The 18,367-nt window shown below is 68.3% G+C and carries 15 protein-coding genes; 12 read left to right on the forward strand and 3 right to left on the reverse strand.

Annotation, left to right across the window (positions count from 1 at the left end; translation table 11 throughout):
- Nucleotides 1–38 precede the first annotated feature (38 nt).
- The 10 genes from G6O54_RS21885 (at nt 39) to G6O54_RS21930 (ending at nt 11,701) form a co-directional block, all read left to right on the forward strand.
- The gene (locus tag G6O54_RS21885) at nt 39–758 is read left to right on the forward strand and encodes a hypothetical protein (RefSeq protein WP_165228022.1); all 720 of its coding nucleotides are present in this window, start codon (nt 39–41) and stop codon (nt 756–758) included.
- A 180-nt stretch (nt 759–938) separates the two neighbouring features.
- Nucleotides 939–2,603 carry a glycosyltransferase family 39 protein gene (locus G6O54_RS21890; RefSeq protein ID WP_165228024.1) on the forward strand — a complete coding sequence of 555 codons (1,665 nt, stop codon included), beginning with the start codon at nt 939–941 and terminating at the stop codon, nt 2,601–2,603.
- Nucleotides 2,600–3,460, forward strand: a complete 861-nt coding sequence (locus tag G6O54_RS21895; protein ID WP_165228026.1) for a lipopolysaccharide kinase InaA family protein — start codon at nt 2,600–2,602, stop codon at nt 3,458–3,460. Before G6O54_RS21890 ends, G6O54_RS21895 begins: the two co-directional genes overlap by 4 nt.
- A gap of 79 nt (nt 3,461–3,539) precedes the next feature.
- Nucleotides 3,540–4,787, forward strand: coding sequence for a glycosyltransferase family 4 protein (locus G6O54_RS21900; RefSeq protein WP_165228028.1), 1,248 nt, complete (start codon nt 3,540–3,542; stop codon nt 4,785–4,787).
- Nucleotides 4,788–4,838: 51 nt separating this feature from the next.
- Complete coding sequence (locus G6O54_RS21905) at nt 4,839–5,600, forward strand: sugar phosphate nucleotidyltransferase (protein WP_165228030.1); 762 nt, start codon at nt 4,839–4,841, stop codon at nt 5,598–5,600.
- Entirely contained in the window at nt 5,597–7,453 is a 1,857-nt protein-coding gene (gene plsY / locus G6O54_RS21910) for a glycerol-3-phosphate 1-O-acyltransferase PlsY (protein WP_250847023.1), read from the forward strand. Before G6O54_RS21905 ends, plsY begins: the two co-directional genes overlap by 4 nt.
- A gap of 397 nt (nt 7,454–7,850) precedes the next feature.
- Nucleotides 7,851–8,936: a DUF1559 domain-containing protein gene (locus G6O54_RS21915; protein WP_165228032.1), complete on the forward strand. Its 1,086-nt coding sequence runs from the start codon at nt 7,851–7,853 to the stop codon at nt 8,934–8,936.
- 22 nt (nt 8,937–8,958) lie between these two features.
- Entirely contained in the window at nt 8,959–9,189 is a 231-nt protein-coding gene (locus G6O54_RS21920; protein WP_165228034.1) for a hypothetical protein, read from the forward strand.
- A gap of 26 nt (nt 9,190–9,215) precedes the next feature.
- The gene (locus tag G6O54_RS21925) at nt 9,216–10,904 is read left to right on the forward strand and encodes a kelch repeat domain-containing protein (RefSeq protein WP_165228036.1); all 1,689 of its coding nucleotides are present in this window, start codon (nt 9,216–9,218) and stop codon (nt 10,902–10,904) included.
- Nucleotides 10,905–11,032: 128 nt separating this feature from the next.
- A complete protein-coding gene (locus tag G6O54_RS21930) occupies nt 11,033–11,701 on the forward strand; it encodes a putative signal transducing protein (protein ID WP_165228038.1) in 669 nt (222 codons plus the stop codon).
- A 21-nt stretch (nt 11,702–11,722) separates the two neighbouring features.
- On the opposite strand, the gene G6O54_RS21935 is transcribed toward G6O54_RS21930, so the two are convergent.
- Nucleotides 11,723–12,499: a sugar phosphate isomerase/epimerase family protein gene (locus G6O54_RS21935; RefSeq protein WP_165228040.1), complete on the reverse strand. Its 777-nt coding sequence runs from the start codon at nt 12,497–12,499 to the stop codon at nt 11,723–11,725.
- A 613-nt stretch (nt 12,500–13,112) separates the two neighbouring features.
- Nucleotides 13,113–13,523: a hypothetical protein gene (locus G6O54_RS21940; protein WP_165228042.1), complete on the reverse strand. Its 411-nt coding sequence runs from the start codon at nt 13,521–13,523 to the stop codon at nt 13,113–13,115.
- 514 nt (nt 13,524–14,037) lie between these two features.
- On the opposite strand from G6O54_RS21940, the gene G6O54_RS21945 reads away from it, so the two are divergent.
- Complete coding sequence (locus G6O54_RS21945; RefSeq protein WP_165228044.1) at nt 14,038–15,804, forward strand: hypothetical protein; 1,767 nt, start codon at nt 14,038–14,040, stop codon at nt 15,802–15,804.
- A gap of 30 nt (nt 15,805–15,834) precedes the next feature.
- Here the strand turns inward: G6O54_RS21945 and purD are convergent, their stop codons facing one another.
- Nucleotides 15,835–17,385 carry a phosphoribosylamine--glycine ligase gene (purD, locus tag G6O54_RS21950; RefSeq protein ID WP_250847024.1) on the reverse strand — a complete coding sequence of 517 codons (1,551 nt, stop codon included), beginning with the start codon at nt 17,383–17,385 and terminating at the stop codon, nt 15,835–15,837.
- 333 nt (nt 17,386–17,718) lie between these two features.
- Here purD and G6O54_RS21955 point away from each other — a divergent pair, with 333 nt between their 5' ends.
- Entirely contained in the window at nt 17,719–18,189 is a 471-nt protein-coding gene (locus tag G6O54_RS21955) for a CmcI family methyltransferase (RefSeq protein ID WP_165228046.1), read from the forward strand.
- Nucleotides 18,190–18,367: the final 178 nt, after the last annotated feature.

Here is an 18,367-nt window from a genome sequence, read left to right on the forward strand (position 1 = left end):
CCGATCCCCTCACGAAAGTCGCTCCCGGAGGCTCCTGAATGAGATTCCTCGCTCGACTCCGCCACGCCGTCCCTTGCCTCGCCGTCCTGCTGGTCGCATCGGCCGCGACCCGGTCCGCCAGGGCGGACATCCTGCTCTCGGATCTCCTCGGTTCGAGCACTACGATCGATGTGGGGTCCCTCCGCTTCGAGAACTTCACCCTCGACCTCCTCAGCACCAACGTCCCCTTCGATCTGTCCCTGATCACGGTCTCCACGACGTCCACCGGACTGCTCTTCACGCCCCAGCCGGGCGCCCTGAGCGTGAGCGGGCCAGGCGCCTTCATCAACCTCGAATTCAGTTACGATGCAGTCGTTTTGGATCCCACGCTGAGCATCGACCAGACTCGGGTCGCCGTCGTCGGTCAGGTCGAGGACGGCAAGGACGCCTTCGCGCAAGCGGGAGCGAACATCTACCAGCCCATCCCGCCCGACCTGGGATTCAACCTCCTCGGCTCGATCGTCGCTTATGTCGACGGACTGCTGCCCGATCAGCTCACCGATGCACTCGACTACGACCCCCAACCGACCGTCAGGATCGAGGCGCAGATCGTCCTCCAGTCCTTCGATGATGGACCGGCCGGGCTCGAGAGCTTCTCCTACGGATTTTCCACGAGCGCGGTCCCGGAGCCATCCGGCTTGATGCTGGCGGCCGTCGCAATGGGCATGGCAGGCATGGGACGCGTTGCGTCAACCATCCGTGCTCGACGGCCCGTCTGAGCCGATCCCCGGGAAGGACGGGCCGGATCCGGGAGTGGCCGGAAACGACGAAGGGCGAGGGACGCGGGCGGTTGCGATTGACCCCGCAACGATGCTCTCTATAATCCCGATCTCGGCGCACGGAATGCGCCTGCACGGTGAAATCCCGCTTGCGCTGGCCCATGGTCAAGGAGGATCAGGATGGCCGGACGCCGACCGTTGTTCGCGATCATCCTGGTTGCGGCAGGCTTGCATGCCCTTGCCATCGCACGGTCCCCCCTTCCCGCCCAGGATGGGCTCAAGTTCATCCGGGTCGCGCGGCAGTTCCAGGTGGATTCGTGGCCCGATGCGGTTCGCGGGGCGGACGTTCATCCGCTCTACCCGGCGCTCATCGCCGCGACCGAGCCGGTCGTCTCGCGAATGATCGGCCACGGGCCGGACGCCTGGCGGATCTCGGCCCAGGTCGTCGCCGCGATCGCGTCGCTCGGGCTGCTGGTGCCGATTTACGGGCTAACGCGCAGGCTCTTCGACGAGCGGATCGCCCTGATGGCCGCGGCGATCCTCGCGCTGCTCCCCGTGCCGGCCGAGGTCGGGCACGACACGCTCAGCGATAGCCTGGGGCTTCTCGCCACGCTCGCGACCCTTCGATTCGGAGCGGTCGCGATCCGGACGAGGGCATGGCAACCGGCCCTGGCGGCGGGCCTCGCGGGGGGAATCGGCTACCTCGCCAGGCCCGAGGTGGTGGTCGCCCCGATGGCCGTGGCGTTGGCCTGGGTGGTCGCGACACTCCGCGGGATCTCTCGGGGGGACGAGGCTGCCGACGAACCGCATTGGGGCTCGGCCGGAGCCTCACCCTCCCGAATGTGGACACACGTCACGGGGCTACCCGCGCTGGCGATTTCCACCCTGGCACTCGTCGGCAGCTATGCCCTGGTGAAGGGGCAGGTCTCGGAGAAGCTCGCGCTGAGGTATGGTGCCGCGATCGGCTCGCAGGCGATCGTGCATCGGCCTGTCCCGCAGCTCCTTCCCCGGGGGCTCAAGGAGGCCGACCTCGACTTCTCCGCCAAGGAAGAAGGCGAGCGGACGACCATCCGGGGCCCTCGAAAGGCCATCTCGATGGCGCTGACGGAATGGTGGGATGAGCTCTGCTGGGGATTCGCGGTGATGACCCTCTGGGGCCTGGCCCGCCAGCGGTTCGTCCTGGGGCTGTGCCGTCGAGCGGACGACGACGGAACGACCGGGCCGCGTGGGGGTCCCGAACGCCTGGTGCTCGGCGTCTTCGCCGCCGTCTTCCTGGTGGTGCTCGTGCGGCATGCGACCTCGCTGGGATACCTGTCGGGACGCCACATGCTGCCGATCGTGGCGGTTTCCGTCCCCTGGGCGGCGGCCGGGACGTTCGTCTGCCTGCGAGGGCTCGGCCGAGTGCTCAGGCTCCGGCCTGGCCTGGCGCGAGGGGCCTGCGTCGCCGCCGTCGCCGCGGTCGTGACGGTACTGGCCGTCTACCAGGTTCGTCCCGGGCATCCGACCCGCCGGGGCCACCTGGCCGCGGGCCGCTGGTTGCAGGCACACGCCGAGCCGGGCGAGGCCGTGCTGGACACGCGCGGCTGGGCCCGGTTCGTCTCGGGCTCGAACGGCTATGACTACTGGCACGTCCGCCAGGCCCTGACCGACTCCCACCTGCGGTACGTGGTCGTCGGCGTGGAGGAGCTGGCCGCGCAGACCCCGCGGGCGAGGACCCTGTCCAGCCTGCTGGCCTACGCGGCGACGCCGCTGATCGAGTTCCCCGTTTTCAGCGGTTCGAAGGATGTCGGCGTGCGGATCTATCGGTTCCAGCAGCCCGGTTCCTGGGAGGGGCTGACTCCATGAATTACGGCTCGCTCTGGGAACGATTGGTCCGCGGTGTCCGCTGGTCGTGGATCGACCCGCGATACCGCTCGGCGCTGCCGGCGGACCTGGACGCCTCGGTCATGAGCCTGGAGAGCCTGGACCGCCTGCACGCCAAGCAAGGGCGATCGACGGCCCGGGTCCGGTTCCACCCCGGGACCGGGAAGCCGGTGACGGTCTACCTCAAGCGACACTTCCGGCTCCCCCTGACGAGCGGGCTGGCCGCGCTCTTGCATCCGTCGGGCCGCCATTCACCCGGGGCCTCGGAGTGGGCCCACCTGGAGCGGGCCCGAGCGATCGGCGTGCCCGTGCCGGAGGTGATCGCCACCGGAGAACGGATCGGCCCGTGGACGTCGCTCCAGAGCTATCTGATGGTCGCGGAGCTGACCGGCAGCCGCGAGCTGAACGTGGCCATCCCGGAGCTCCAAGAGACGATGGAGCCCGCGGCCTTCGCGGCCCTGAAGCGGCGGGTCGTGATCCGGATGGCCGAGCTCACGGCCCGGCTCCACGCGGCCAAGGCGTTTCACAAGGACCTGTATCTTTGCCACTTCTACCTCGACGAGGAGCGGCTGAGGCGGGACGAGAACGACGTGGACCTGGCGGTCATCGACCTGCATCGGCTGGGCGTGCATTCGCTCTGGCCGGATCGCTGGCGGTGGAAGGACCTGGGCCAGTTGCTCTTCTCGACGGGAGGCGTTGCCGGGATCGACGGCCGCGACGTCCTGAGGTTCTGGAAGCACTACCGCCGCCTGGTGGGCCTGGCACGCCCCGCCTGGCAGGCGCGGATGATCCGGATGAAGGCGCGACGGTACGAGGAGCACAATCGCCGGCACGGCTGACCAGTCGACCCGGCGGCGAGCGAATCTCATGGGGAGGGCGAACGATGGAAGTTCCGGTCCCTTCCACGGAGGCGGAACCATGCGGTTGGCACTGAACTTCTCGCGGATCGACCCATCCAAGGGGGGCGCGGAGACCTACGTCATCGACCTCTGCCGCAGCCTGGTGCGGGCGGGCCATGACGTGGACGTCTACGCCGAGAGCTGGCAGCCCGGCGCCCTCCCGCCCGAGGTCCGGCCGATCAAGGTCGCCGTCAAGGGGACGACCAGGAGTGGCCGGATCTGGAGCTTCGCGCGAAACTCGGCGGCCGCCATCAATCCGGCGGACTACGACTGCACGGTCGGCTTCATCAACACGTACGCCCACGACGTGATCATCCCCCAGGGTGGCGTCCATGCGGGGAGCTTGCGGGCCAACGCGCAGCGATTCCGCAACCCGGTCCTGCGTCGGCTCTACATCCTGGGCAAGCGGCTCAACCCGAAGTTCACGCTCTATCGGGCCATCGAGCGGCGGCAGTACGCGGCCCGTCGCCGGGCCCAGGTGGTGGCCGTCAGCGAGATGGTCCGGCGCCATGTGCAGGAATTCCAGGGAGTGCCCCGCGAGCGGATCCACGTCATCCCGAACGCGATCGACGTCGGCCGCGTCCATCTGGATCATCCCGGCGCCGTCCGGTGTGCCTTCCGAAATCGACTCGCCCTCGAGCCTGACGACGTGGTGGGCCTGTTCGTCGGCCACAACTTCGCGCTCAAGGGGCTTCGGCCCCTCCTGAAGGCGCTGGCGAGGCGGCACGGGGCCGGCGGCCGGCCGATCCACCTCCTGGTCAGCGGCGGGGGACGCGTGGAGGCGTATCGCCGCCGGGCGAAGGCGCTCGGGCTGGGCGACGCGGTCCATTTCCTGGGCTATCACCCGGACATCCGCGAATGCTACGCGGCCAGCGACTTCTTCGTGCTCCCGTCGTACTACGACCCGTGCTCGCTCGTCGTCCTGGAGGCCCTGGCGTTCGGGCTGCCGGTGATCACGAGCAAGCAGAACGGCGCCGGCGAGCTGATCGCGGAGGGCCGCGAGGGCTTCGTCGTCGCCGCGCCGGACGCGATCGACGAGCTCGCCGCCGCGCTCGACGCGATGGCCGATGAGGCACGCCGGTCCTCGATGGCGGCGGCGGCGGCGAAGCTCGGCGCCGTGCAGACGTTCGACCGCCATGTCGAGGCCCTTGTCCGGGTCTTCGAGACGGTTGCCGCCGCACGGGCGGGCCACGGCTCGCACGGAGAGATCGGCGGCGCTCGGCCGCACTCCGGCCTCTCCCGGGAACGAAAGCCCGCGCGAAGCTGACCGAATCGAATCGGACCAAACCATCCCCTGCGTCGATCCAGGAGGGAAGACATGAGCAAGAAGGCGATTCTGCTGGCGGGAGGCAAGGGGACGCGGCTGCGGCCCTACACCCACGTCCTCCCCAAGCCCTTGATGCCGCTGGGGGGAGAGGACCCGATGCCGATCATCGAGGTCGTGCTCCGCCAGCTCGCGCGGCACGGCTTCGGCGACGTGACCATCATCACGGGCTACCTGACGGAACTGATCGAGACCTTTTGCGGCGACGGCCGCAAGTTCGGCACGCGGATTCGCTATCGTCGCGAGGTCGCCCCGCTCGGCACGGCGGGCGGCCTGACGTTGCTGAAGCGGCCGTCGGATCCGGTCCTGGTGATCAATGGCGACATCCTCACGACGCTCAATTACGGGGCCATGTACGAGTTCCATTGCTCCCGGGGCGCGGCGGCGACCATCGCCTCGTATCCGCGGGAGGTGAAGATCGACTTCGGCGTCCTCGAGTTCGGCGACGACCCCCACGTCTTGACGGGATACCGCGAGAAGCCCGAGTATTCGTTCCTGGTGAGCATGGGCGTCTACCTGCTCGACCCGATCGCCTGGGACTTCCTCACCCCGGGCGAGGCGTTGACGATGCCCGACCTGCTGGAGTCGATGCGAGGCGTGGGGCATCCCGTGCTTTGCTACCGCCAGTCCTGCTACTGGCTGGACATCGGCCGGCACGACGACTATGCGACGGCGAACGAAATCTTCGACACCCGCCGCGCGTCGTTCCTGGGGAATGCCGACCGGCCGGCCGTGACCATGGGACGTGACCAGTGATCGGGATCGACAATCCCTGGATCCAGGACATGCTGGGGGGGCTCGTCGGCTATGCCGTCGGGGGAATCCCGTTCGGCTTCCTCATCTTCAAGGCGGTCCGCGGGGTCGATATCCGGACCGTGGGCTCGGGGAACATCGGCGCGACCAACGTCGGCCGGATGCTCGGGTTCCGCTTCTTCCTCCTGGTCTTCGTCCTGGACCTCCTGAAGGGGTTGCTTCCCACCCTGGGCCTCCCCTGGGCGATCGGCCGGGCCGGAGTCGCTCCGTCGCCGGACCTCGCCGTGTTCACGGGGCTGGGGGCGATCCTCGGGCACAACTTCCCCGCCTACCTGGGATTCCGGGGGGGAAAGGGCGTGGCCACGAGCCTGGGCGCCTTGCTGGCGCTCGATCCGGTCGCGTCGGGCGCAGCGGCCGTCGCCTGGTTCGCGGTCTTCGGGGCAACCCGGATCGTCTCGGCCTCTTCCATCGCGGGGGCGATCGGATTCGTCGCCGCGTACTTTGTCCGCACGTCCGAGCCATGGAGCCGGGAGCATCTGGCCATGAGCGTCTTCTCGATCGCCATCGCGGTCCTGCTGATCGGCCGGCATCGCAAGAACCTGGGCCGGCTGCGCGACGGCACCGAACCCCGGGTCTCGTTCCGGAAGGGGCGGGAAGAGGGAGAAGCAAAAGACAAGGGCCCGTCCGCGGGGCGGGTCTCGCTCGGGATCCTCGCCGGACTGGCCGTGGTCGCGAGTCTCGCGCTCGGCGCGGGGGCCTGGCTGGCCGGGCGAGCCTCGGAGTCGGTCTCGCTCGTGACCACTCCGCTGACCCTGCGCGAGGTCGCCCGCGAGCTGACCGGCCAGCAGCGGACGACCCGCATCCAGCTCGCGGAAGGCGGCAAGTCGCTCGTCGTGATGTGTCCTCGATATAACAAGACCCTCGTCTACGGGGTCGACGAATCGCTCCGGATGGAGAGGCTTGCGGTCATCGACCTGGACGGCCGGCCGGTGGCGATCGCCGCCGGGGTTGAGTCCGTGCGGATCCTCCAGCGGCCCCCGGGGGACGACAAGCACCTCGGCCCGGGCTGGTTGGAGTGCTTCCGCCTGGACGGCACGAAGGTGGGGACGAGGATCGAGGCGGGCTACTACCCCGACGACATGGCCATCACGCCAGACGGCCGATTCGCCCTGGTCCTGAGCTCGGGCCGAGCGGAGGGGGACGCGAAGAAGCCGCTCCCCTGCCTGGAGATCTATGGGATCGACCCGGCGACCACCGTGGGCACCGGTCAGAAGCCCATCGGCCGCCTGGAGCTGGACCCCTCGGACGATCCCGATCGACTGCACCTCTCGGCGAACGGCAGCCGGCTGCTCATCCGGCTGGCCCACTCCGACACCGGCCTGGCGGTGGACCTCTCCAATCCGGCGAATCCCCGACTCGTCGGCCGCACGCCCTTGAATGCGACGGCCGGCCCCTACCTATCCCGGAGCCCGGACGGGGACTCGATGATCATGCCGGCCGGATCGGACTCGGAGGCCGTCGCGTTCGACGATCCGGATCCGAGCCGCCGCGACGTCGCCCGGACCGCGATGTCGACCGACGCGGGAGAGTCCTTGTCGCGGCCCCTCTTCCTGGTCGCGACACGCCCCGAGGACTCGTGCCTGGAGATCAGCCTGGACCAGGGCCAGCGTCGATCGCTCGGGCGCTTCCCCATGATGGGGCCGCTGAACCTGGGCGGGACTCGTCCGACCGGCCTGTCGTATTCCCCCGAGCGCGGGCTCCTGGCCGTTGCCACCAAGCCGGGGACGATCCACCTCATCGAGGTCCGGCCGAGGGCCGACGTCGATCGCCTCACGCCGGGCGATCCCCGCCGATGATCGACGACTCCTGTGGTTTCTTCTTCATAGCGAATTAAAGCCGGGAAAATTGCGAGAAATGCCCCTTGACGCTGCGGGCATGGCATCACCATGATGTTGCTCACTGAGACTGAATCTCAGTGTCAAACCGGCCGCATCGACACTGGTCCTGTCGAGGCGAGCTCCACGTCCCTCCGCATTGTGTCCTCGCATCCGAGCCGCCGATCCGACGACGAGCGTCAGTCCAGGGTCCATGGCCGCGATCCCCCGCCGAGACGATCCGGCACGGCTTCCGGATGTCGCCTCCTCGCGCGTGGATCCGGGCAGGGTTTCCGGCCGCGACCGACGTGGACTCGGTCCTTCCCGCTCATGCGAGTCTCGGGCACCGGATAGACATCGACATCAGGGAGTTGCGTCCATGGTCCACTTGAAGCGAGCGGGCTTCACGCTCATCGAGCTGCTGGTGGTGATCGCGATCATCGCCGTGCTCATCGCCCTGCTCCTCCCGGCCGTGCAGTCGGCCCGGGAGGCGGCGAGGCGTATCCAGTGCACGAACAACCTCAAGCAGCTCGGGCTGGCGCTCCACAATTATGAAGGGGTCTGGAGCGTCTTCCCGGCGGCCGCGCAGAGCACGTCGGATTACGCACCCTACTCGGTCTACTTCAACTTCACGGGCTATGCCCAGATCATGCCGTACCTGGAGCAGGGGAACCTCTACAACGCGACGAACTTCTCCTCGGCGATCCCCGGCAACTTCTGGGGCTGGGATTCCTGGGACAACTCGACGACGTTCGGGTCGCAGGTCTCGACCTTCCTCTGCCCGTCGAATCCCCGCGACGGCCGTCCGGCCTTCGCCGGCCAGTCCGGGCAGGCCTGGCAGGTGGCCCAGGCCGCGGTGACCGACTACCTGTTCAACGGCGGTGCCGATCCGTTCGTGTCGTCCTCCTACGTCAACCAGGGCCAGCGGGGCCCGTTCGCGTTCGAGTCGAACGCCCGGGTCTCCTCGGTCACGGACGGGCTCTCGAACACGCTCTTCATGGGCGAATCCCTGGGCGGCAACGCGGCCAATCCGCGGTACGCCGTCGGCTGGGGCTCGACCCGGACCTGCGCCCCGCTCCAGAGCTTCAAGGGCGCCAGCGGGACCAAAACCTATTCGAGCGTCATTTACGAAAACCTGATGTTCATGGGATACGGCCGCGAGGTCACCAGCAACGGCCAGGGGATCATGGGCGGCCTGGTCGCCCGGACCGTGGACGCCTCGGGCGCCTTCTACGGGCCCAATGACTGCGGCAGCTATTCGGGGACGGGGCTGTTCACCCCCCACCTCCCCTTTTCGGGCGTGGGCCAGATCACGCCCAACTTCCACGGCATGCACCCCGGCGTCGTCCAGTTCGCCATGGGCGACGGCTCGGTCCGGTCGATCCGATCGTCGATCAACCCGGCCGCGTACACGGGCCTGTCCAGCATCGCCGGCGGCGAGGTCATCTCGGCCGACTCTTACTGATCGTCATCGTGGAGGTCCGGAGATGGAGTCGAGGCGACGGCGGATCGACGTGGCGACGGCGACGCTCGCGGCGATTATGATGGGCGTGATGGGCTGCTCGGACGGAGGGCCTGCGAAGCGGTCGCCCACGTCCGAGGAGGACCCGGCACGCCACGAGGCGGCCGTGAAGGCCGCCGAGGCGAAGGCCAGGGCCGACCAGGAGGCCGAGGGGAAGGCGATGCGGAAGGCGCGACGGAGCACACCGAACCCATGACCGGTCAAAAATACGAGATCGCGAACATGACGAACACCAGAAAGGGAGCAAACTCCGCCATGGAGCCCATCCATTCCACGCGTCCCCGAGGCGCGGCGTTCCTGGCCGGGATCGTCGGCCTGGCCCTGCTGGCCCCCTCGCCGGCCCAGGCCCATTTCCTCTGGCTGAAGGCCGGCCAGCAGGGCGCTCGTCCGGAGGTCCGGGCCTTCCTGAGCGAGACGCCGGAGCCGGACGACGCCGCCCTGCTCAGGGTGATCGAGAAGGCGAAGATCTCCGAGCGGGGCAGGACGCTCTCGTGGAAGAAGGAGACGGACACCTTCCTCGTCGGGCTCGGCGACGCCTCGCCGGCCTGGGTCGACGGCGACTGCGACCTCGGGTACATGAGCCGCAACGGCACGTCGTTCCTCCTCCTCTACACGGCGCGCGCGCAGTTCGCCCCGTCGAAGGCCGCCGACCCCGCGACCGACGCGACCGGCCTGCGGCTGCGGCTGGTGACGCGCGAGGGGAAGGTTCCCGCGGTCCTGGTGCTCTTCAACGGCAAGCCCCAGGCGGGAGTCGGGCTGAAGTCGCTCGTGGGCTCCGACGCGGCCGAGTGCAAGTCCGACGACCATGGCCTGGCGGAGCTGCCGGACGTCGCCTCGGGCAAGGCTGGCCTCCTGGCCAAGTACGTCGAGCCCGCGTCCGGGACCCGTGACGGCAAGCCCTACACCGAAATCCGCCACTACGCCACGCTCACCGTGGCGACCGCCTCGCCCACCGCCGCGGCCCCGGGCGCCAGCCCGACGGCGGTCGCGCAGGCCCGAAAGCTCGCGACCATGCCGGAGGCCGTGAACAGCTTCGGCGGCGCCGTCTGCGGCGACTGGCTGTACGTCTACAGCGGCCACACCGGCGAGACTCACAAGTATCACCGCGGGATGACCTCGACCCACTTCCGCCGGTTCAACCTCAGGGATTGCAGGACCTGGGAGGAGCTCCCGGCCGGGCCATCGCTCCAGGGCGTGACGCTATTGGCCCATCGCGGCGCGCTCTACCGCGTCGGCGGCATGACCGCCCGCAACGAGCCGGGGAAGCCGGCGGACCTGGTCTCCACGGCCTCGTTCGCCCGCTTCGATCCGGAGACGAAGACCTGGACCGAGCTGACCCCGCTCCCCGCCCCTCGATCGACGCATGATGCCGTCGTCGTCGGCGACCTGCTCTACGTCATCGGCGGCTGGAACATGCCCGGGGGCGAAGCGTCCAACTCGGAGTTCCTGGAGGACGCCCTGGTGATCGACCTCACGAGGCCGTCGGCCGGGTGGCAGCCCCTCCCGAAGCCCCCCTTCCAGCGGCGAGCCCTGGCCGTCGCCGAACGGGGCGGGAAGATCTATGCCGTCGGCGGCCTCGAGGACGAGGGCTCGGTCGTCCGCCGGGTCGACATCTACGACCCCGCGACGCGGACCTGGTCGCGCGGCCCGGATATCCCGGGGGGGAAGATCCAGGGATTTGCCCCATCCGCCTTCTCGGTCTCCGGCGAGCTCTACGTCTCCGGATCGGACGGGACGATCCAGCGCCTCAGCCCGGCCGGCGATCGCTGGGAGCTGGCGGGTCAGCTCGCGGTCCCCCGGATGACCCACCGCCTCCTCCCCGGGATCGACGGCGACGTCCTGGCCGTCGGCGGCACGGCCTCGCGGAAGTCGGTGGACTCGATCGAGTCGCTCGTCGTCGCGACCCACTGACCTACACGGGCGGCCGGTTCCGGTGCACCCGGCCGCCGGGTAGAATGTCCCACACAGGGACGAAAGTCCCGTCGCGACGGCTTCCGGCGCGACGGGACTGGCCTCCATCCTCTCGCCGCGGCTTCGTCATGACCGAGTTCCCGCATACTTCTCGATCGGGTCGGACGCCGCCGGAGCCGCCCGTCTACTGTCCGCGATGCCGGAAGGCCGCTCCCGCCCCCGAGGCCGGCGCCAACGATTGTTGTCGCGTCTGTGGCGAGGCCCTGCAAACGCAGGGTTACTGCCCCGTCTGCGAGCGACGGTGGCTGCTCCCCGTGGGCGTCCCCTGCCCCAAGCACGACCTCGAGCTCGACGCGCTGGGACCGCCCCGGCCTCCGCTCGAGGGGGTCGACGGCTCGCAACGATGGGTGACCGTCGCCGATCTGGCGGATACCGTGAGCATCGAGCCGGCGCGGATTCGCCTGGAAGCCGAGGGCATCCCGACCTTCGTCGACGGTGAGCGGATGGGCTCGCGGTCCATGTACCAGGTCGCGACCGGAGGGATCCGCCTCAAGGTCCCGGAGCACCTCGCGGCCGACGCTCGGATCATCCTGTCGCAGACCTGGAGGGCGACGGTCGCGGAGCTCGACATCGAGGAAGTTGAAGAGGACGACCCGGACGAGATCCGAGCGAGAGGTCCGCACGCGAACGAGCCCGTGGAGCCGCCGTCGGTCCGCTCGAGCATCCTGCTGTTCCTCGCGATCGGCCTGTCGACCCTGGCGATGCTCCTTTTCCTCTTCTTGCAGCGACGGAGCTGAGTGAACCGGACCCGGGCGGGCTCACCGTCCGGCGGCCGGCGGCTGATAGGCGAGCCAGAGTGCCTTGAAGTAGCGGAGCACGCGTTCCGGGTCGGGGCTCTCGGGGATCTCGGCGAGGGTGTAGCCTTCGTAGCCCCGGGCCGCGAGGAGGCCGAAGAGCTCGCGCCAGGGATAGGACGCGTCGAACAGGTCCCGGAGATGGACCTCGCGGATCTTGCTCGCGATCGGCGCGAAGCCGGGCTTCACCGAGCCATCGACGACGTCCGAGGGGTTCGAGTTCCAGCAAGCGAAGACGTTGGGATGATCGGCGTAGGCCATGATCTTGGCGAAGTGTGGCAGCTCCTGCGTGATCGCGCCATGGACTTCCACGCGGATCTCGACCCCGAACCCGGCGGCATGCTCCCCCACTTCGTGGAGGGCCCGCCCGATCTGGCGGAGGGTCTGGTCCAGGTTCGCCCCCTTCGGGATCCCGTTGGGCCGCACCTTGACGCCGGGCGAGCCGAGGTCGTGGGCCAGGAGGACGTACGCCTTCGTATCCTCGATGTTCTTGCGGACGACGGCCGGGTCGCTCGCCTGGTACTCGAAGGCCGAACCGAGGCCGGCGAGCTCCACCGGCGAGCCGTCGAACCTCCGGCGGACCTCCGCTCGCTCGGCCTTCGTGAGGTTGACCTCCACCTTGTGGGCGTGACCCGTCCGGAGCTCCACGCCGTGGATCCCGACCTTCTCCAGGCGGGCGAGGATCGTCGTCAGGTCCCAGTCCTTGGCGATGTTGTACGTGACGATTCCGAGACGAGCCATGATCGAGCCCCCATGCTTTTCCTCGCGCCGACCGACCTCGGGCCGACGACCTGGCGTGCACTGTAGATCGACCGGCGGATTCCGTTCAATCCCGGAGCGGCGCCGGTCTGCCTCGACATCGAGCACGCCCGGCGATCACGACTGGACGATCGCCGGGCGTTCGCTTAGGCTGGAATCCTCTTTGAGAATTCGACCGGGTAGCTCAGTCGGTAGAGCAACGGACTTCGAGCGGTCGATGGGCCGCGAGGGAGCCTCGCGCGGGAAGACGCGGAACCGCGACGAGTGGATGCCGCAGTATGCTGGAACGCCCTGAGAGCCCCCGCACCACAACGTGGCCGGTGACGGCGAGCGTGACGGTCAGAGAAGCGGGGGATTGGGTGATCAGCAGGCAAGGGACCGGTGGATCACCGGCCTCGGCCCCAGAGACTAGACGCGGCACGCCTGCGATGGCGAAGGTATAGTCCAGACTTCCAACATCCCCGCAACGCGACGGCCCCCGGGCCGGCGCTTCGGACGATGGTCGGCGAAAGCCGATGGAGTAGGTTAATCCGTTGGTCCTGGGTTCGAGTCCCAGCCCGGTCATCGCGCCCGCGTGGCGCACCCGTCGCGGCTCCTATCCCCGAGTCCTTCCCCTCCCTCGCGACTTGCGGGGAGGCTCGGGCTGGTTGACGACCGAGGCCAGCAGCTCGGCGAGCCGCCGGCCCGCGTCGCAGTCGCAGGCGGCCAGCTCCGCCATCTCGGCGAAGCTGAGCTGGGGATCGGGGAACGGCAGTCGCCCTTCCGCCTGCTCCGCGGTGGTCAGCAGCGTGTACAGCTTCGCCCGATGGCGGAGCTTCACCCCGCACCGCCTGAGCAGCTCGAGTTCGCGGTAGAAGGTCCTCAGCCCGATGCTCAGATGCGCGAGGATGCCCTCACGGGTCCTGGCATCTTCGGCCACGAACTTGACCAGCCGATGGAGCCTGGCGGCTCGTTGCAGGGTGATGTGGACCGACGGGCGACGCCGGATGCTCTGGGGATTGCTCATGCTCGACAGCCTTCAAGATCCAGGGCGATCCCGGCCCGAGCGGGCGGGCGGGACCGGGCCTTGGGGCCCCTCGCCTTTGCCGCCCTGAGAGCGGCAACAAATACCCGGCACTCCGTGCATCCATGCCGGCCACCGATCTTATAGTCACGACCGATCGATCGGAAGGGTTCTCCCGATCCTGCGGGCTGGGAATATTCTAACGAATCCCTCAAGAGATCCGATTATCCGGTCGATAATCAGCGATGGTTCGCCAAGTCTCCCTGCACTTCGGCCCCGGGGCTTCGGCCCCCTGAAAGCCCTGCCGCACGCAAGTCTTTGAGCGGCAATACGTTTCACGAAGATCGCAGGGAAGCGTTGGCTTGGGTCGTGGCTCGCGAGGCGTTCGAGGTGTACGCCGCAGCAGTCGATCGGCCTTGCCTCCCGGAAAAGGGGTAAGAGAATCATGTCGCCGCGAAAGCCATCGCCAACGAGACGCTCCTTCCAGCCCCGAGCCGAGGACCTGGAAACCCGACAGTTGCTCTCGTCGCTGTCGACGAAGGTCTCGGCCACCGTCTCGGGCGTCGACACCAAGGGCGACCGCTGGACCCTGACCCTGTATGGTCCCGGCACGCTCAACGTGGTGGATACCTCGGGGACGGCCTTCACCAAGGCGAACGCGAGCAAGGCCCGCGACATCGGCGTGATCACGGTCTCCGGCACGGTGACGTCCGAGAGCCGGCTGATCGGCAAGGTGACCCCCGGGTCGGGATCGGACGGCCGCGTCTTCTTCCAGCAGCTCAACGTCATGGCCAGCGGGGCCTACGGGAAGCTCGACTCGACGCGGCTCTCGTCGGACCGTGACGTGTCCGCCCAGAACGGGATCGCGGCGGTGAACATCCCCGACTTCTGGCTCGGGAACACCAGCGGCACCAAGCCCACGTTCAACTCGCCGATCCACTCCGGCGCGTTCGTGGCCGGCGGGATCGACGCCACCGAGGGGATCAACGTGCTCCGCTTCGGCGGCATCGACACGACGTACACCCCGACCGGCGGCACGGCGCTGAACACGACCTCGCAGGCGAACGAGTTCATCGTCAACATCGGGACCCCGATTGCCTCGGGCGTGAGCATCATCCTCAACAAGGTGATCACCGACGCCCAGACCACCGCACCGACCGGGACCGCCACGACCGGCACCGTCAATCAGCAGAGCGCGACCTTCCTCGTCACGGGCCGGCTCAACCTGTTCCAGGCGAACGAGATCGATGGCAACACGACGAACGCGACCTCGACGCTCCCGTCGGCGGTGCCGTCCCAGTTCCTGGTCAATCCGGCGGCACCGACGCCGACGACCACCGCGGCCGGCGGCACCTACGTCATCTCCCAGGGAGGCGCGGTCACGGGCCAGATCGGCAAGGTGAAGGTGTTCGGCAACGCCACCAACTTCACGACGTTCGCCCTCGTGGGAGACGTCTTCTCCTCGGCCGTCGACGCCACCCTCGATCCCAAGGTGTCGAACTTCTTCATCGGCGGCGAGACGAACAACGTCGCCCTGATCGCCCCCGGCGGCTCCCGGAACGTGAGCTTCGGCCGCGGCATGGACAACGTCCTCATCAACACCCAGTTCATCCAGAACCTGCATGCCAACCGGGGCGGAGTGAACTCCTTCGTCACCGTCTCGCGGCAGATCGGCAACATGGTACTGGGCGGCGACCTGATCAACTCGTTCGTCCAGTCCGGCTACAGCCAGACGCTGGCGACTTACGCGAGCACTCCGGCCGGCACGTTCACCGCGGGCGGCGGCATCTTCAATGGCGTCCGGCCCCCCAACATCACCGACCGCCTCCAGAGTTCGCTCTCGGGGGTGTTTGCCCCCTCGGCCCACGGCGGCGGGGCAATCCACGGCCGGATCGCCGGCAACGTCCTCGACTCGGTCATCTCCACCTCCGTGGATCCCGATCCGAGCGGCCGCAACGAGCCCGGCACGTTCCAGACCATCACCAGCAAGTTCTTCCCCTTCGGGGCGCCGGAGAACGTGGTCCTGCCCCGCGGCACCATCAACCTCAAGGTCGAGGGGACCGTGGACAACAGCGGGCTCCAGTCCAGCGGCATCGTCTCGCCGGACGTGGCCGCGAACTCGGCCTTCTTCGCCGCCTCGGTCAAGGTCGACAAGGGCCCGGTCGTCCCGCCCAACGTCGACCAGTCACCGCGGACGACCCCGGTCCGGTTCGGCTACAGCCAGCGATTCATCAAGGGGCTGGTCCGGCGCGACAACTCGATCAGCTATCCGGGCAAGAAGTAGGGTTGAAGCCGAGGCCGAAGCCCGCCGCGATCATTTCGCGGCGGGCAGCTTCTCGGCGATGTCGCGGCGATAATGCCCCCTGGGGAAGCGGATCGCCCGGACGGCCTCGTAGGCACGGTCGCGGGCCTGCTCCAGGGTGTCGCCCAGCGCGGTGACGTTCAGGACCCGGCCGCCGTCGCTGACGATCCGAGGCTCGCGTCCCTCGCCCGGCGAGGAGCGTAGCGTCGTGCCGGCGTGGAAGACCTTCACGTCGGGCATCCGGTCCGCCAGGTCGATGTTCTCGATCGGGTGGTCCCGCTCGTAATGCCCGGGGTACCCCTCCGCCGCCATGACCACCGTGACGGAAGGCCGCGGATCCCATTCCATGCGGACGCGGTCCAGCCGCTCATCCACGACCCCATCGAGCGCGTCCAGGAGGTCGGACTTGAGGCGCATCAGGATGACCTGGGTCTCCGGATCTCCGAACCGGACGTTGAACTCGAGGACCTTCGGCCCCTGGTTCGTCAGCATCAGGCCCGCGTACAGGATCCCCCGGAACGGCCTCCGCGCACGCTTCAGGGCGTGGACGGCCGGGACGAGGACCTCGCGCTCGATCTCCTCCATCAACTCGGGCGTCATCCGGGGCGTGGGGGAGAAGGCCCCCATGCCGCCGGTGTTGGGACCCTCGTCGTGATCGAACGCGCGCTTGTAATCCTGGCTGGACTCCAGGGGGACGATCGTCCGCCCGTCGGTCAGGGCCAGCACGCTCGTCTCGAAGCCGTCGAGCCGCTCCTCGATCAGGAGCGTATCGCCCGCCTGGCCATAGATCCGGCGGACCATGATCTCGTCGATCGCCTGGAGCGCCTGACGGAGGTTGTTGCAGACGTAGACCCCCTTGCCGGCGGCGAGCCCGTCGGCCTTGAGGACCAGCCCCAGCGGGCGGCCCAGGACGAAGTCGCGCGCGTCCGCGACGCTGCCGAAGACCCGCCGGTGGTTCCGCTCCTCGATCTCGACCTGGACGCCGGGGGCCATCATCTCCCTGGGATCCAGGATCCTCTCGATCGCCTCCAGCGACTCCGCGGCCGTCCGGCAATGGAGCGTGTGGCGGATCGTCGATCGCCCCCGCGACCGGATCACCAGCGAGACCTCGCGAGACAGGATATAGTGCTCGGCATCCGGCGCCGACCGGAAGACCCGGTAGTCCGCCGTCGGGATCCCGGCCTGACGCATCAGGTCCTTGGCGAAGGTCTTGGACCCTTCGAGCTCGGCCGCGTCCTTCCGGGGCCCGAAGATCCTCATCCCGTCCCGCTGGAAGAGGTCCACGATCCCCCTGACAAGCGGCTCCTCCGGCCCCACCACCGTCAGCCCGATCCCCTCGCGCCTGGCGAACTGCAAGAGCCCTCGATGGTCATTCGCCTCGATGGACACGTTCTGGACGTCGAGCGCCGTCCCTGCATTTCCCGGGGCGCAATAGACCGCCGTCACGCGCGGCGACTGCTTGAGCTTCCAGCAGAGCGCGTGCTCTCGCCCCCCCTTGCCGATCACCAGGACTTTCAAGCTGCGGACTCCCGAGAGGACCTTGAGTCGGTTTTCCGCATCCATCTTAGAGAGCACCTCCCTCTGAGAACAGGACCGTCTCCCGCCAGCGGATCCCGGCCCGGACGTCTCCCCGACCTCGAGGCCCCTACGCCGGCCTCGTCGTGGCCGGTCCGCCACGGCCCTCAAGCACCAACCTCCCGGACCCGTCCAGGTCTGATAAGGCTGAACCTCAAGATGGCGGGAGCCCCGGAGGGGGCGGTCGCCGGGGCCAGCCGAGGGTGGCGATTGGATGCACAAGCCGGTATCTTGTCGAATCTTGGCGGGTTCCGTAAGGTAATTGGTCTGCATCCTACCTTTAGTAGGAACCGATCGTCGCGTGATCGAGAAGCGGCGCGAATGCGGATCAACAGGGGCGGCTCGGCCTTCTTCCACGCCACGATCTTCGACCTGCTGGGCAAGGGGCGAGTGCTCACGATGGATGTCCAGGAGCCCCACGACATCCATCATCCTCGCGTGACGTTCCTGATCGGCTCCGGCGTCGAGCCGTCGATCGTCGAACGGGTGCGGACCGAGGCCAAGGAGGCGGCTAAAAAAGGCCCGACCCTGGTCATCCTCGACAGCGATCACTCGCAGGCTCACGACGCCAAGGAGCTGGAGCTCCAGGCTCCGATGGTGACCGCGGGATCCTTCCTGCTCTGTCAGGATGGCGTGTACCACGAATTGAGAATGTTCTCCGACGGCCGCCCCGGCCCTCTGAAGGCGCAGGAGGAGTTCATCCCGCGCCATCCCGAATTCGAGCTCGATCAGAAGCGGTGCGACCGATTCCTGATCTCGCACCATCCCCGTGGTTGGCTGCGCCGCGCCTGATCGACGGACCCGGCTCGGATCCGAGGCCAGGTTGACCCCAGGTGCGGCTCGTTCGACTCCCGGAGGTCGTGATTGCATTAGCCCCCATCATGCGGAGGCCGATTCTCCCGGGAAATTCATCCACGGATTAGCCCGCATTTCTCACCCATAGAATTCGGAGTGCTCGTCGAGGGTGGCG

It is taken from the genome of Aquisphaera insulae (genome assembly GCF_011064615.1).
In the GTDB taxonomy this organism is placed as follows: Bacteria; Planctomycetota; Planctomycetia; order Isosphaerales; family Isosphaeraceae; genus Aquisphaera; species Aquisphaera insulae.